The organism is Polynucleobacter necessarius, assembly GCF_900095205.1.
Classification (GTDB): domain Bacteria; phylum Pseudomonadota; class Gammaproteobacteria; order Burkholderiales; family Burkholderiaceae; genus Polynucleobacter; species Polynucleobacter necessarius_E.
In genome coordinates this window covers 1,330,656-1,344,352 of record NZ_LT606951.1, presented here as the reverse complement: position 1 = coordinate 1,344,352, position 13,697 = coordinate 1,330,656, and the positions used below count along the sequence as shown (strand labels likewise).

General features: G+C 44.3%; 18 protein-coding genes and 4 pseudogenes. 11 read left to right on the top strand and 11 right to left on the bottom strand.

What is annotated here, in order from left to right; genetic code table 11:
• Nucleotides 1-10: 10 nt before the first annotated feature.
• Nucleotides 11-589: a type 2 periplasmic-binding domain-containing protein gene (locus DXE37_RS07390; RefSeq protein ID WP_231971376.1), complete on the bottom strand. Its 579-nt coding sequence runs from the start codon at nucleotides 587-589 to the stop codon at nucleotides 11-13.
• Between the two features lie 309 nt (nucleotides 590-898).
• On the bottom strand, nucleotides 899-1,090 hold the full coding sequence (locus tag DXE37_RS07385; RefSeq protein ID WP_114637051.1) for a hypothetical protein: 192 nt from the start codon (nucleotides 1,088-1,090) through the stop codon (nucleotides 899-901).
• Nucleotides 1,091-1,386: 296 nt separating this feature from the next.
• Here DXE37_RS07385 and DXE37_RS11630 point away from each other — a divergent pair, with 296 nt between their 5' ends.
• The 4 genes from DXE37_RS11630 (at nucleotide 1,387) to DXE37_RS07370 (ending at nucleotide 3,882) form a co-directional block, all read left to right on the top strand.
• Complete coding sequence (locus tag DXE37_RS11630) at nucleotides 1,387-1,629, top strand: hypothetical protein (protein ID WP_197713160.1); 243 nt, start codon at nucleotides 1,387-1,389, stop codon at nucleotides 1,627-1,629.
• Entirely contained in the window at nucleotides 1,623-2,117 is a 495-nt protein-coding gene (locus DXE37_RS11625; RefSeq protein WP_197713159.1) for an LOG family protein, read from the top strand. Before DXE37_RS11630 ends, DXE37_RS11625 begins: the two co-directional genes overlap by 7 nt.
• A 28-nt stretch (nucleotides 2,118-2,145) precedes the next feature.
• Entirely contained in the window at nucleotides 2,146-2,499 is a 354-nt protein-coding gene (locus tag DXE37_RS07375; RefSeq protein ID WP_231971241.1) for a hypothetical protein, read from the top strand.
• Between the two features lie 189 nt (nucleotides 2,500-2,688).
• On the top strand, nucleotides 2,689-3,882 hold the full coding sequence (locus DXE37_RS07370) for a BaiN/RdsA family NAD(P)/FAD-dependent oxidoreductase (protein WP_231971240.1): 1,194 nt from the start codon (nucleotides 2,689-2,691) through the stop codon (nucleotides 3,880-3,882).
• Nucleotides 3,883-3,909: 27 nt separating this feature from the next.
• Here the strand turns inward: DXE37_RS07370 and DXE37_RS07365 are convergent.
• Nucleotides 3,910-4,245: pseudogene (locus tag DXE37_RS07365) on the bottom strand (TerC family protein); the annotation flags it as partial.
• Nucleotides 4,246-4,262: 17 nt separating this feature from the next.
• Nucleotides 4,263-4,622, bottom strand: coding sequence for a group II truncated hemoglobin (locus DXE37_RS07360; RefSeq protein ID WP_269460355.1), 360 nt, complete (start codon nucleotides 4,620-4,622; stop codon nucleotides 4,263-4,265).
• A gap of 146 nt (nucleotides 4,623-4,768) precedes the next feature.
• On the opposite strand from DXE37_RS07360, the gene DXE37_RS12760 reads away from it, so the two are divergent.
• The gene (locus tag DXE37_RS12760) at nucleotides 4,769-4,933 is read left to right on the top strand and encodes a hypothetical protein (RefSeq protein ID WP_231971238.1); all 165 of its coding nucleotides are present in this window, start codon (nucleotides 4,769-4,771) and stop codon (nucleotides 4,931-4,933) included.
• Between the two features lie 14 nt (nucleotides 4,934-4,947).
• A complete protein-coding gene (locus tag DXE37_RS12755) occupies nucleotides 4,948-5,277 on the top strand; it encodes a hypothetical protein (protein WP_231971237.1) in 330 nt (109 codons plus the stop codon).
• A 63-nt stretch (nucleotides 5,278-5,340) separates the two neighbouring features.
• Here DXE37_RS12755 and DXE37_RS07350 read toward each other — a convergent pair whose 3' ends face one another.
• Nucleotides 5,341-5,523, bottom strand: coding sequence for a TIGR02450 family Trp-rich protein (locus DXE37_RS07350; RefSeq protein ID WP_231971236.1), 183 nt, complete (start codon nucleotides 5,521-5,523; stop codon nucleotides 5,341-5,343).
• A 531-nt stretch (nucleotides 5,524-6,054) separates the two neighbouring features.
• On the opposite strand from DXE37_RS07350, the gene DXE37_RS12750 reads away from it, so the two are divergent.
• The 4 genes and pseudogenes from DXE37_RS12750 to DXE37_RS14075 all read left to right on the top strand — a co-directional run bounded on the left by DXE37_RS12750 (nucleotide 6,055) and on the right by DXE37_RS14075 (nucleotide 7,109).
• Nucleotides 6,055-6,195: a hypothetical protein gene (locus DXE37_RS12750; RefSeq protein WP_231971235.1), complete on the top strand. Its 141-nt coding sequence runs from the start codon at nucleotides 6,055-6,057 to the stop codon at nucleotides 6,193-6,195.
• Nucleotides 6,173-6,499: a hypothetical protein gene (locus DXE37_RS12745; protein ID WP_231971234.1), complete on the top strand. Its 327-nt coding sequence runs from the start codon at nucleotides 6,173-6,175 to the stop codon at nucleotides 6,497-6,499. The genes DXE37_RS12750 and DXE37_RS12745 overlap by 23 nt, the downstream gene beginning before the upstream one ends.
• Nucleotides 6,465-7,044, top strand: a pseudogene (locus DXE37_RS14385) (fumarylacetoacetate hydrolase family protein). Before DXE37_RS12745 ends, DXE37_RS14385 begins: the two are co-directional and overlap by 35 nt.
• Nucleotides 7,011-7,109 carry a hypothetical protein gene (locus tag DXE37_RS14075; protein WP_331852140.1) on the top strand — a complete coding sequence of 33 codons (99 nt, stop codon included), beginning with the start codon at nucleotides 7,011-7,013 and terminating at the stop codon, nucleotides 7,107-7,109. The pseudogene DXE37_RS14385 and the gene DXE37_RS14075 overlap by 34 nt, the downstream one beginning before the upstream one ends.
• A gap of 38 nt (nucleotides 7,110-7,147) precedes the next feature.
• Here the strand turns inward: DXE37_RS14075 and DXE37_RS07340 are convergent.
• Nucleotides 7,148-8,744 (bottom strand): annotated as a pseudogene (locus DXE37_RS07340) (rhodanese homology domain-containing protein).
• A 451-nt stretch (nucleotides 8,745-9,195) separates the two neighbouring features.
• Here DXE37_RS07340 and DXE37_RS12730 point away from each other — a divergent pair.
• Nucleotides 9,196-9,468: a cupin domain-containing protein gene (locus DXE37_RS12730; RefSeq protein WP_114637050.1), complete on the top strand. Its 273-nt coding sequence runs from the start codon at nucleotides 9,196-9,198 to the stop codon at nucleotides 9,466-9,468.
• Here DXE37_RS12730 and selD read toward each other — a convergent pair.
• From selD to DXE37_RS07310, 5 genes and pseudogenes are all read right to left on the bottom strand, one after another.
• Nucleotides 9,460-10,524 carry a selenide, water dikinase SelD gene (gene selD, locus DXE37_RS07325; protein ID WP_114637049.1) on the bottom strand — a complete coding sequence of 355 codons (1,065 nt, stop codon included), beginning with the start codon at nucleotides 10,522-10,524 and terminating at the stop codon, nucleotides 9,460-9,462. The genes DXE37_RS12730 and selD overlap by 9 nt on opposite strands.
• Before the next feature lie 34 nt (nucleotides 10,525-10,558).
• The gene (locus DXE37_RS07320) at nucleotides 10,559-11,134 is read right to left on the bottom strand and encodes a TlpA disulfide reductase family protein (RefSeq protein WP_162786224.1); all 576 of its coding nucleotides are present in this window, start codon (nucleotides 11,132-11,134) and stop codon (nucleotides 10,559-10,561) included.
• Nucleotides 11,127-11,909 carry a transglutaminase-like domain-containing protein gene (locus tag DXE37_RS07315; RefSeq protein WP_197713158.1) on the bottom strand — a complete coding sequence of 261 codons (783 nt, stop codon included), beginning with the start codon at nucleotides 11,907-11,909 and terminating at the stop codon, nucleotides 11,127-11,129. The genes DXE37_RS07320 and DXE37_RS07315 overlap by 8 nt, the downstream gene beginning before the upstream one ends.
• 24 nt (nucleotides 11,910-11,933) lie before the next feature.
• Nucleotides 11,934-12,137 carry a hypothetical protein gene (locus DXE37_RS11620; RefSeq protein ID WP_197713157.1) on the bottom strand — a complete coding sequence of 68 codons (204 nt, stop codon included), beginning with the start codon at nucleotides 12,135-12,137 and terminating at the stop codon, nucleotides 11,934-11,936.
• A 170-nt stretch (nucleotides 12,138-12,307) separates the two neighbouring features.
• Nucleotides 12,308-13,589 (bottom strand): annotated as a pseudogene (locus tag DXE37_RS07310) (DEAD/DEAH box helicase).
• Nucleotides 13,590-13,697: the final 108 nt, after the last annotated feature.

Sequence of the window (13,697 nt, the reverse complement as noted above, 5' to 3'; positions counted from 1 at the left end):
ACCACTTAAATTAATCGGCTACTTTTGCGCCTTGAATATTGTGGCGTTTCATACTTTCAGCTACAAATCCAGATTGTTTTAATTCGGAAATGACATTACTCAGATACGTATTGGTGGCTTCATAATTTGGCCTGGCTTTTGGAATTCCAATGGCTTGATTGATCACCATAAATCGCCCCGGAAGCATCCGTAAACCTTCATAGCGCTTTGCATCACTTTCTAATTGCTGTTTGACGCCGGCCGCTACATTTCCTTTGCCGAGCATGAAATCATCTACAACCGCTTGTGAGCTGGCTGCTCTCAGTAAAGATGCATGCTTGATTTCTCTTGTGAGATAAAGGTCGTATGCGCTTCCTTTGCCAACTACTATCTCTGTCCCAACAGTATCTACCTCTTCATTTGCCTTGATCGGGGAAGAAGTCTTGACTATATACGCCCCCTCAATTTGAATATAGGCGGGTGTATAGCTAATATCGGCACTTCGTACCGGATCGATTGCAACGAAGACTAGATCAATGTCACCGGATTTGACTGCGTCTACTGTAGCGTCAGCAGTTTTAAATGGAATGAGTTCTACCGGTAATTGAATACGTTTACTAATTTCAGTTGCAATATTGATGGTTACGCCGAACAGACGCTTTGCTTTGTATTGGGATCCTCTGCCAGAATGGGATTTCCTAAATTGATGCCAACGCGTATAGTGCCGGTGGGTGCAAGCGAGGTAAGAGAAGTAGAGTCTATATTTTTCATAGCAGGTGATTGACTAGAAGATTGGCCGAGTGTAAATTGCAAAACACAAAGTAGCACCAGAGAAAAGCTTAAAGAAATCAGTTGATTCATCAAAGTGATGATATAAAAAAACCGCGGCGGACCGCGGTTTTATTTACGAAAGAAGAGATTACTTTTTAGCGTCTGCGGCAGGAGCTGCTGCTGGTGCTGCTGGAGCATCTTTCTTGGCTTCTTCCATGTGTGCAGCTTCGGCACCATGTTTTTCGCCGCTCATATCAATGGCGCCATCGCTTTTGAGGAGTAAATAGGCTGTGGCACCAATTAATACTAGTACCATGATGATGATTGAACGATTGCTCATTGCTTTTCCTTCGGTTTGGTTGAAATTGCGCCAATTTTAACTCGGGATAGGTGCTGGGTAAATCCCAAATAGCCCTAGAACCCCATATCCTCGTGAGAAATAGGCATTAACATTTATTCGAAGTGCGGGTTAAGATCTCTCTATAGATAGCTTAAAGGTTGCAATATGAGTTCAAAGCTCCCCATTAATAACAATAATGCGCAAACCATTGCTGAATTTTTAAACCTTCATAAGAGTCAACTTTCAGAAGAGGGCTTTGATGAATCCTATAAATTTGCATTCGATGATGAGGCTTTTTGTCTCGCAAAGAAACCATTGGGATTCGTTTTGAACTAGAGCTTCTGAAGCCAGAGATTTTATTAAAAGAGCACGGGATTGATCATACGATTACAGTGTTTGGTTCAACCCGCTTTGTGAGTCGTGAGCATGCACTGGATATGGAAAAGAAGGCGACGACTCCAGAAGCGCTTGCACTTGCTAAGAAAGCACTTTACATAGCAAGTACTATGAATCCGCCAAAGAGTTTGGTTCATTGGTAGCGCAATATAACGCAACGCAAGAGAGTGATGCTGACAAGCTTCGCATTTGTACGGGTGGTGGCCTAGGAGTTATGGAGGCCGCTAATCGCGGAGCTTATGAAGCAGGCGATAAAACCATTGGTTTTAATATCAGCCTTCCTAGAGAGCAGCATCCCAATCCGTATATCAGTCCAGGCTTAAGTTTTCGCTTTCATTACTTTGCTTTGCGCAAGATGCGCTTTATGTTGCGTGCCAGAGCAATCGCTGCCTATCCTGGGGGTTTTGGGTCATTTGATGAGTTGTTTGAAGTCTTGACCCTTATACAAACCAAGAAAGTGGTGCCTATTCCTGTGATATTGGTAGGAATAGATTATTGGAATGAAATGATCAATTTTAAGCATATGGTTGAGTTTGGCGTGATTGATCAAGAAGACATGCACAGCATTCATTTTGTGGAAACTGCTCAGAAAGTATGGCAGGACATTCAGAATTGGTATCAACTGGGCTGAATGAGGGCGCATCTGTAAAATCAAGACCATGACCGCTACACATACATCGCTTGCTACCCCTCTAGACCTCCCTGGCTACCTGGTGGGTGGCACCATGCTCTTATTGATCATGGTTTTTCATGGAATGGTTCTACTGCAAATTGCTAAACGTTATGAGGTAAAAACGTTTCTCTATCTATCGGAGAAAAAATACTCGGCTGTTGCCCTTTGTTTTTATATTTCCGTGTTCTATTTATTCTTGACGCATATCGTTGAAATCTTCCTTTGGGGAATTGCTTTATGTACATTGAATTTGATTTCTGGATTGGGTCAAAGCATTTTGTTTAGTGGCAGCACCTATGCTGCTATGGGATTTATGGAAGGCATTCTTCCTGATGGTTGAAAAATGTTAGCAGTTATCATTGCCTTCTCGGGGATGTTTGCATTTGCTTGGACTGCCTCAGTCATGATTTCAATGACTAAAAATTTTCGTCAAGCTTATAACCAAGCTGCACATGAGAAAGCTGAATATCTCATCCGATATCATTGATCGCTTTGAGGTAATGCATGAGTAAAACTTGGGACGCCATCATTGTGGCGTGGTGGAGCAGTAGGCCTTTTCTGCGCAGGTGTGGCGGGCCAGCTCGGAAAAAATATTCTAGTACTAGATCATGCTGAAATCTTGGGTGAAAATATTCGGAATAGTGGAGGCGGTCGCTGTAACTTCACTAATTTACATAGTAGCCCAGTCAATTTTCTATCTCTCAATCAGCATTTTGTGAAGAGTGCGCTAGCTAGGTATCCCTCAGCAGAGTTCATTAAGTTGGTAGCGGCCCATGGAATTGATTTTCATGAGAAGCATCAAGGCCAATTATTTTGTGATGATTCAGCCAAACAAATTATTGAAATGCTCTTTGCGGAATGTTCAAAAGGCAAGGTGACGATTCGAAATCCCGTTACCATCAAATCGATTCAGCAAGAAGGAGATCTATGGGCTGTTGCTACGGATGATGGTCTTGAAAAATCTAGAGCAGTCGTGATGGCAACAGGAGGTTTACCGGTACCGGCGATTGGTGCTACCGCCTATTCATTGGATATTGCGAAGCAGTTTGGTCTGAACGTCATCGCTCCGAGGCCTGCCTTAGTGCCGCTTTCCTTTACTGCAGAAACTTTTGGAAACCTGAATGAATTAGCCGGTCTAAGTATCCCAGTTCGAATCGCTGCTGGCTCTAAGGGTAGGCGTTATGGTGCTTGTAGATTTAACGAGGACTTATTGCTTACTCATAAAGGCTTGTCTGGACCCGCAGTACTTCAGGCGAGCGGTTATTGGGAAGAGGGTGAGCCAATTCACATTGATTGGTTGGGGGCTATTGAGCGACCTGGAGGCTTTAACTGCGATGAACTTTTTAATAACGAAGAGAATCGCGTAAAGCTTTCTGAAACGATTCTGGCATCGGTGCTGCCGCAACGTTTAGCGAAGGCCTTTGCTGATCAAAGGGGCTTGACCGGTCGTAAATGGGCTGAAGTGTCTAAGAAAGATCGGCAAGCCCTTAAAGAGCTCCTTACTAACTGGTCAGTCAAACCAGCGGGCACTCTTGGCTGGAAAAAGGCCGAGGTGATGTTGGGTGGTGTAGATACTAAAGATCTTGATGGTCAGACAATGATATCTCGAAAAAATCGTGGATTATTTTTTATCGGAGCGTGTGTAGATGTCACAGGACATCTGGGTGGACATAACTTTCAGTGGGCCTGGGCAAGCGGCTTTGTATGTGCACAGGCCTTATAAATCTTGTCGAGTGAAGACGTAATTCTTTTAGCTTAGTCGTTTTTTCTTCTCACGCGAGCGAATATTGAGTAGCTCAACCGTCAATGAGAATGCCATCGCTACATATACGTAGCCTTTAGGAATATGAAGCCCCATTCCTTCTGCAATCAGAACAACTCCCACGACAGTTAAAAAGGACAGAGCGAGCACTTTAATTGAGGGGTGACGCTGGACAAAATCTCCAATCGGTTTTGCCGCAATGAGCATGATGAAAACCGAAGCTAGAACAGCTGCGATCATGACGCTAATTTGATCGACCATACCTACTGCAGTAATCACGCTATCCAAAGAAAAGATAATATCGAGAAGCCCAATTTGTAAAACTGAATTCTATCTTTTAACTAGTTCGGCTGATTTCTCACCCAATCTGCTGTGTTAAAAAAAGATTCTTCTAATTGTTTTGCGACATTCCCAGAAATCTCGCAATCCTCGAGTGCTTGATACATACAGGCTAGCCACTGATCTTGCTCTTTTAGGCCTATCTTAAAAGGTAGATGACGCGCTCTTAGCATGGGGTGTCCATATTTGGGTGAGTAAATATCGGGACCACCCATCCAGCCGGTTAGGAAAAACTTCAGCTTCTCCCGCGAACTTGAAAGATCCTGAGGGTACATAGCGCGTAAATCACTAAAAATAGGTTCTAGAGCCATTAAATCGTAAAAACGATCGACTAATTCATCGATTTTGTCGATGCCGCCAATAGCGTCCTAAATAGATTGTCGTTCTGTCATATGGCCATTTTAATGCTGGAAATTAGGGGAATTGGCAGTTCATCCTTTTCGGTATAGAGTTAAGCATGGAAGCCTTATTAACCTTCGATTAACCCTTATTTATCAGGAGAGTGGTGATGGACGAAAAAGATCTTCAAAAATGGCAACAAGAAAAGGCCAAAGAATTATTTGATTACTCACATAAATTATTGGATGCAGCAAAACAGTTGAGCGAGCACCATATTGTAGAGATGGAATGGGGCATGAAAAATGCCTTAGATAGTGCAAAGTCAGCGGCTTAGAGAAATTAAAAGGCTTGCAAGAGGAAGCTGCTAAAGAAGCTGCCAAACGTGCGGCTGTTTATCAAAAGAAAGTCAAATCTGTTTTAAAGGATATTGGCGAGAGTGCTGCCGATGAAACAGAAAAGCATCTTGAGAAAGTTCGCAGTTCACTTGTAAGCTGGTTAGAGGATGCGGAGAATAAAATACCTTCTCACGCTGATAAGCTTTCTAAAGTAGTAAATGAAATGTCTACAATGGGTCAGAAAATGTTTAAAGAAGGGCGTAAGATTGTGAATCAAGTGGCTGATGCTGCCGAAAAGAATATCGACGACCTAGTAAAAAAATCTTCTAGCTCCAAAAAGTAGTTAGATCAACCGAGCTTCTTAAGTGGCTGAAGATTAAAACCACCTCAGAACAGGGGCGGTTTTTTATTTCCAGCCTTGCAACCATAACTCGCTATTGGTGAGGTCACGCCATGGAATGAGTGTTGTCTGCTTGGAGTAGACCGCTTCAATTTCAACAAACTCAATTTTTTCGTTTGGCGGTTCTGGAAGAATTACCTTGCTGACCAAAAATGCTTTTGCTTGGCAATCGGCTTTACTGCTGTCCATTTAGTAAGGAGTAATTTCTTTGGATTTAATTTATTCACAATGAAGTTGGTTCTGAATGAATGATTGATAAAACGCTTATAAAGTGCTGCACTGAAATTCTTGCCCATTGCTTATAAGCAATCCAGAAGAAGGTGTAAAAATGGTGCTCGATTGTCTAGTTTCAGAAGGACATTGTTGACCAAAGTAGCTGAGATTTCCCAAACTACCGCAGTAATCCAGAGTTTGCTTTCCTTGAACTCCATTTTTGCTTTGCGAAGCACCAGGGCAATCTTGGATTCTGAGGGAGAATTACAGCTCCAACTGGTATAGGTTTCCCGTTCACAGACACAGATCCCAAGTAGGATGGTAGCGTAGGCCAGGAGAGGCGAATGTAGGAGAGTTTTCTAGGAAAGCGCATATGCCAAGAATAATGAATTTTCCAATATTCTGCCCAAGATCGAAGTTTGGCATTAATATTTACGACAGATTCCTGGTGAAGTACGCCATCTGAATGCTGTAGGCAGTTAAAACAAAAATATTTAAGGAGATGCTGTGGATACAAATCGAAGAGATGCGCTTAAATTGGGCGCATCCGCTGCTATGAGTAGCATGTTGATTTCTAATGCGATTGCTGCCCCTGATAGTCAGCCAAAGATTGGTCGTAGAGCTGATGACTGGCAAAGCGGGCTTTAGGGTTGCTAATTACTTGCCAAAAATGGGCGCTACTTCTAGATTGGGTTTGGTAACCAACGATGGCATGGTAGTCGCTATTCCTGCTGAAGCAGCGCGTCAAAAAGTGCAGCTCTCGTTTGATCCTAGCTCAATGATTTCCTTGGCAGCTTCTGGCAATAAGGGTTTGCAGGAGTTGGTTGCATTATTTAAAAACCGTAGTAATAATTCTTTAAATGTGAATCAAGTGGTGTTGTTATCCCCCGTACTAAAACCACAGAGCAATATTTATTGTGTGGGCTGGAAGGAACTATCTAGATCATTTTGATGAGGGTAAAGATAGACGCGCTGATCAAGGTGTGAAGGAGTATCCAAAAGTGCCAGTTCTCTTTACCAAGGGAACTCAAACGATGAATGGACCTTTTGATTCTATTCCTTATGATGACTCTTACTCGACCATGATTGATTGGGAAGCTGAGCTAGCTGTAGTGATTGGCAAGAGGGTAAAAATATTTCAGAAGAAAACGCCATGGATTACGTCTTTGGCTATGCTGCCTATAATGACACTACAGCTCGTGATGTTCAGCAAAAACGGCATTCTGGCCAATGGTTTAAAGGGAAGAGTTTGGACGGACATGGCCAATGGGGCCATGGATTGTGACAGCGGGTGGCGTTAATCTAGATGACACGCGCATCATCTGTCGCGCCAATGGCGTTGAAAAACAAAATGCTAGTTATAAGCAGATGTTTTTCAAGATTCCAGTAGTGATTGCCGAACTCTCACGTAGTCTCACGCTGTTGTCCGGCGACATCATTGCCCACCGGGCATTCCTTCAGGCGTGGGTTACAGCAGAAAGCCCCCAGAGTTCTTGAAGCCTGGTGACATGATGGAAACTGAAATTACTGGTGTTGGCATTATTCGCAACAAAATTGCTTAATTCAATCACCTAGGCAACTGCAAGGATGGTGTAATGATTTATAGGACCCAGAAATGATGGGTTCCATCCTTGCCTAGTTGCTCAACTAAGCCAAACTCCCAATCGAGATAAGCCTGCACATATTGCTGCGGGGTCTACGCTGGTGCCTTCATATGGACGCTTGTAGCGATCTAGGGGAGGGGAGGCTAGATGACTGGACCTTTCTCAAGTTCGAGTCCGGCCTTAACCCATACAGCATTTCCGCCTTCTAAAACAAGTACTTCTGCTTTAGTGATGGCTTGCAATTCTTTTGCTGCAAAGAGACTTAACTCTGGTGGGGAGCTAGTAACAATATAGCTGTCAACCTGAGGAATTTTTTTCATCGCTTCAGTAAGCTCTGAGCGCAGAGCATACCAGCTGCCAGGGATATGTCCCTTGACATAGTTGGCGTGTGTACTGAAGTCAATGGCAATCGTAGTGCTATCGGCTTTAAGCCAATTAGAAACAGTAATCGTATCTACGCTGTCTATATTTGGTAAGGCTGGCATAGGCCGCTTGCCACATTCCTTTTTCAGTGAGATCAGCACTCTCGACCCCATCTAATACATAAACATCCCATGCCATTTGCGCTAACCATGATGCTGGCATATTTGCTCTTACACCGCCACCACTCGGATCTGCTAACACTACTCGAGCACCACGTACTGGGGCAACCATCTCCGTTTCTTGCACCAGCTGTCCGCCAGGCACTGATCTAAATCCAGGGAGGTGCCCCGCTTCAAACTCTTCAGGGGTTCCGAGTGTCGAAAAGGTAAGTAGTGCGATCAGTTTAAGCTTTCCATCCCCCTCAACGTCATTCAGGCTTGCGCGTTTCACTCCGGCTCTGTCAGCAACACTTCGAGCGCGGATTGCCGCATCATTCTTTGTATCCTCACTCACTTCATGAAATTTTCTGCTTTGATCTTTATCAAGCTCTTGTCCTGCCAAAGTCCAGCCTATAGTGCCATTGCGTAGGGCATTCACTTCATTGGGAATGTCTGCATTAATTAATGATTGTGTGCCGATAATGCTGCGAGTTCTGCCAGCGCGGTTGACGATGACCTTCGTCTTTGGGTTAGGAGCTAACTCAGGGAGGCGCAGCACCAGCTCTGCACCTGGTACGCTAATACCCGTAGGAATACTCATGGTGTTGTATTCATCAAAGCGGCGCACATCTACGACAACAACATCTTCTTTGTTGTCGATTAGTTGTTTTACTTCTTGCGCTGATAAAGATGGGGTATGGCGTTTAGCCTCAACAAACTCGCCAAAAGATTTGCTGGGAACATTGACGTCTTTAAATAATTCGCCTTCTGCTGCTTTCCAGCCTTGAACGCCGCACTCGTATACCGATACATCGGTATAACCAAGCTTCACTAAGCGTTGTGCAGCCAATTGCGCAAATCCTTCGCCATCATCCAGCGTGACAATAGGAACATCCTTCTTTGGTAACTTTGCATACGCATCAATCTCGATTCTAGAAGGCGGCAGATTTGCTGCGAATAGAGGGTGTTCTTGGGCGTGAGGATCCTCTTCACGCACATCTAAAAAGGCAATCTCCTCTTTATTCAGGAGTTTGTTGCGCACAAAGGAATAGTTTTTAGTCTGAATGGTCATACTGTCTCTTATAAGTTTATTTTTTCTTCTAGTCTAACTTGGCGCCAGATTTTTTCACAACTTCGCCCCAGCGCGTTATTTCTTGGTTGATGTATGCGGCTAGTTCAGGGCGAGTCATTTTGGGAACGGTTGCGCCCATAGAGGCCCAGCGCTCTTTAATCTCAGGGGAAGTAAGGGCTATCTGAACCTCTGAGCGCTTGGAAACTCAAGCTCCACATAGGCACTAAAAGGGGTAATACCCAATTCATTCCAGAAAATTTCGGTAATGGCGCCGCGATAATGAATCGCCCCCTGGCATTGCTCTACCGATTGCCCAACCTAACTGCGATATTCTTCAAAGGCATTTTGGTCTTGTAATTCAATGAGGCCTATCACTTTAATCGTCATATGATCTGTCGCATCCTTATTCTGGCTTAATGGTAGAAGTGTATAGCTAGGCTATAGTTTAGGCATGAACAAAGAGCAATTTCTGCAACTACTTGTGCGGGAAGGATTTCCTGATCCGGTAGAGGTGCATCAGATTCCAAATGGAAGCTTGGGTTTACATACCCACCCATTTGAGGTGAGAGCTCTAATAATCAAAGGCAGCATCCAGATACCCCTAAATGGGCAGAGTGCCAACTATCACGTTGGAGAAATGTTTTCTCTGGATTTTGAGCGGGCCCATGAAGAATCTTATGGGCTTGATGGGGTAACTTATCTGGCTTCTAGAAGATCAGTTTGAAATCACGAGAGGTTTGTCTTGGCGCTTGGTCATTTGACCAATGACCCGAGCACCCAAGAAGCGATGCTGATTAAAAATATCTAGCACCTCTTTTACGCTATCAGAACTACAAGATACCAGTAAGCCACCACTAGTTTGAGGGTCGGTTAGTAGTGCGCGTTGAGCAGGCGTGAAATTCTCTGGTAGACCAACTTCATTGCCGTAGCTGAGCCAGTTACGATTGGAAGCGCCAGTAACGATTCCATCATCAGCTAAGGTTTGGACATTTGAGAGCAGAGGTACCTGACTCCAGTCGATATGGGCCGTGCAGTGAGATCCCCGTGCTAGTTCGAGAGCGTGGCCGGCTAAGCCAAATCCAGTCACATCAGTGAGAGCGTGTACATTAGGAAGCTTAGCCAAATCAGGGCCTGCAGAATTCAATTTGGTGGTGTTTGAAATCATTTCGCGATAACCATCCGGACCTAAAAGATCTTTTTTGAGTGCGGCCGATAACACACCCACACCTAATGGCTTCCCTAGAATTAGCACATCACCAGGCTGGGCACTCGCATTACTTTTCACGCGCTTGGGATCTACGATACCAATCGCTACTAGGCCATATATAGGTTCTACCGAGTCAATCGTATGACCACCAGCAATCGGTATGCCTGCACTACGACAGGTTTCTGCTCCACCTTCCAAAATTCGGGCGATGGTTTTATTCGACAGCACTTTAATTGGCATCCCTACTAAAGCTAGAGCAAATAATGGGGTGCCACCCATCGCATAGATGTCACTAATCGCATTGGTGGCTGCAATCTTTCCAAAGTCAAATGGATCATCTACGATAGGCATAAAAAAATCAGTGGTAGCAACGATGGCCTGCGTCTCATTAATCTGATAAACAGCCGCATCATCTGAGGTTTCAATACTAATGAGTAATTCTTTTGGAAAGGGTAACTGCGGAACGTCTTTCAGAATTTCAGAGAGTACGCCCGGTGCAATTTTGCAACCACAACCGCCACCATGTGAAAGAGATGTCAGGCGGGGTTCAGAAGTGGGATTTGGTGTGTTCATATGTTGAGAGTATCAGAAGCGGGAAGATATGAGCTTATTGGCGCAAAAGACTTTCTATTTTTCCTTTAACTGCATTGCTATCTATATTTTCTATTGCGCCAATCCAAACACCTTCAATTTTGCCGCTTTTACTAACAAGAAAGGTTGTTGGAAGGTCGCGGGCTCTCCAGGATTTATAAACTGCACTGTTGCGATCGAGCAATATTTCAACACTGTTTTCAGAGAACCCATTTCCTTTCAGAAACTGCATGACACGCGATTTCATTTCGGCAAGATTGACTGCTAAAACGACTAATCCTTTGGGGCCATAATTTTCTTGAAGCTGGCTCAGCTCTTCAAATTCTTCTCGACATGGTTCACACCAGCTCGCCCAAAAATTGACTACGATAACTTTGCCTTTGAGATTGGTAATGTCAACGGATTTACCCGCAAGATTATTGAGTTGCAGTGTCGGAGCGACTGCAGAGAGTCCTAAAATTGGTACTCGCCACTCAGCCTTTGCTGAATAACTGGTGATTATGAGTAAAGAAAAAGCCAGCGCAAGAGCGAGTTCTCGGGCTGGCCTACACATAGACATCTTCATCAAGCTTATTAATGAAGAGTTAGCCAATACGTCTACTGGTTATTTTGTACTTGAAGTTATCCGGATCAAGTGAGTTAAAACGACCTTCAGTATTTTCTGCCTGCGGATACATTAAGAATGGGATTTCACCCTTTTTGCCCAGCATTGAACCTGGCAAAGTAAGGTCATGATCGTAGTTGTATGCCATCCAATTCATCTCCCAATTGCCAAACAGATAATCACGAATAGCGATTACTTTGGGATCTGTTACTGCTAGGCCGCCAGTTTCCTCTAGGATCACCTTGCGAACATCTGCTGGATCGACTGGTACCCAGCCATAGCCAGAGGCATAAAACTCAGCACGGCAGTGTTGGGCCTTTGTGATGTCTCCAGTCTTGCCTAAGCTTTTATAGCCACGAGTAGAGTCAGCAATACGGATGCCATACACATCACGCGCAGGTAGTCCAACAGAGCGTGAAAGAGCCACGAATATTGCATTGATATCAGCGCATTTACCGCCCAAGTTATTCGTCTCTAGCATGAGCTTGACATTACCTTGGCCGTAACCACGTGTCTTAGGGTTTCGATGGGTGTTATCGACAACCCAGTTATAAATAGCTTTCGCTTTATCAACATCAGAAGTATTTGCTGGCAAACCTGCAATGCATTCTTGGGCTTTTACTTTCACGATGCCATCGGTCGGAAGGTATTTTGTCCCGCGCGTCCAAAAGCGCTGCTCTTCTTTCGAGAGTTTTAAGCTAGGGTTGGGAGTAGAGATTTCAAGATTGCGATTGCGAGTACTTACTAATATCGAAACTTTCACTGAATGGTTTTGTGCTGATTTATCTCATTTAGTCCAAAGCATGCGAGCTTGTTTATTTGGAGTTTCATAAATTTGATTGATAGCCTTGGGGTCGCTTGCCTTAGGACGAATGGCTAAGGTTTTGAAGTAGTCGGTATCCAAAACTAAAGGCAACGGAATCCAAGTTTCTGCACTGCCATTCGGGGAATCTCTAGGTTGACTTCGGTCACGATCTCGTAAGTAGTCCACTCAGGCGAGGACTGGGCAAAGACGGATGCGATTGGGCTGAGTGAGGGGATGGTGAATGCACCAATAATCGTTTTAATGGCTGAACGACGGGATGTGGTCATGATCCTATATCTTTAAATGAATTAAATATGGTTACTGCTTAAATTTAGAAGGGTATTTTAACTAATCGTTTAACGGTTAAAGCTTCTTTTGGGCGGACTGCTCCGTTTTGCTGGAGTCTTTTTGGCCGGTGCGCCACTCGATCCAGTAGGCCTTGGCTTCCTAGATTGCTGATGCTGTTGACTGCGCAATTGAATCGGTTGAGCTACTGCATTGGGGCCTGGTTCAAATCCGGCTATTACTTCTTGAGGAAGTTTTTGCTTGATTAACTTCTCAATATCTCTGAGCATCTGATGTTCATCAACACATACCAAAGACACTGCTACCCCATTAGATCCCGCACGACCGGTACGTCCAATGCGATGGACATAGTCTTCCGAAACATTAGGGAGGTCGTAGTTCACGACATGAGGAAGTTGATCAATATCAATCCCTCGAGTAGCAATATTTGTGGCAACTAATGCTGTTAACTTACCGGCTTTGAAATCAGCCAAGGCTTTAGTGCGCGCCGTCTGACTTTTATTGCCATGAATGGCCATGCTGGTGATGCCATCCTTTTCTAATTGCGTTACCAACTTATTAGCGCCATGTTTGGTACGGGTAAAAACCAGTACTTGCTTCCAGTCGTTACTTTTAATCAGGTGAGCTAACAGAGGGTGCTTCTTTGTTCTATCGACTGGGTGGATAAGCTGTGCAATTGCTTCATTCGTACTATTACTGCGTGCAACCTCTATTAGCTCGGGTGCATTCAGTAAGCCATCGGCTAGAGCTTTAATTTCAGTTGAAAAGGTTGCAGAAAATAATAGGTTCTGACGTTTTTTGGGAAGTGCCGCTAAGATTTTCTTAATGTCACGTAAGAGGCCCATATCGAGCATGCGATCTGCTTCATCGAGCACTAAAATTTCGATATCGTTGAGTGATACGCATTTTTGAGACATGAGATCAAGCAGTCGCCCAGGGGTGTGGCAACCAAAATATCAAGTCCACCGGCAATAGCTTTAATTTGCGGATTAGCCCCAACTCCTCCAAAGATGATGGTTGATTTCAGGCCTGTATACTTTCCATAGGTCACAACTGACTCTTGGACTTGCGCAGCAAGCTCTCGCGTTGGGGTCAGAATTAAAACGCGTAAAAGACGTTTTCCCGAACTGGTTTTAGAGGAGCTAAGGCGTTGCAAAATGGGTAAGGTGAAGCCAGCAGTTTTCCCGTACCAGTTTGTGCGGCGGCCAATAGATCTCCACCTTTGAGAACTGCAGGAATCGATTTTGCTTGAATAGGAGTAGGGCTGGTATAGCCTTCTTCAGCAATAGCACGAAGAATGGGTTCTGATAAACCAAGATCTGTAAATAACATAGGGGCCAATAAAGTATTGACCCGTATTCAATTAAAAGACTATCCCGGTCAATGGGGTGAGCTGCCACGCTAAGGCGTTTGCAGTAAGAGGCTCTATTTTAAGTCGTT

Coding starts and splice junctions, on each gene's coding strand:
- DXE37_RS07385 (WP_114637051.1), bottom strand. CDS start 1,090: ATGAGCAATCGTTCAATCATCATCATGGTACTAGTATTAATTGGTGCC.
- DXE37_RS07375 (WP_231971241.1), top strand. CDS start 2,146: ATGACCGCTACACATACATCGCTTGCTACCCCTCTAGACCTCCCTGGC.
- DXE37_RS12760 (WP_231971238.1), top strand. CDS start 4,769: ATGGACGAAAAAGATCTTCAAAAATGGCAACAAGAAAAGGCCAAAGAA.
- DXE37_RS07350 (WP_231971236.1), bottom strand. CDS start 5,523: ATGGACAGCAGTAAAGCCGATTGCCAAGCAAAAGCATTTTTGGTCAGC.
- DXE37_RS12745 (WP_231971234.1), top strand. CDS start 6,173: ATGACTGGCAAAGCGGGCTTTAGGGTTGCTAATTACTTGCCAAAAATG.
- DXE37_RS12730 (WP_114637050.1), top strand. CDS start 9,196: ATGAACAAAGAGCAATTTCTGCAACTACTTGTGCGGGAAGGATTTCCT.
- selD (WP_114637049.1), bottom strand. CDS start 10,524: ATGAACACACCAAATCCCACTTCTGAACCCCGCCTGACATCTCTTTCA.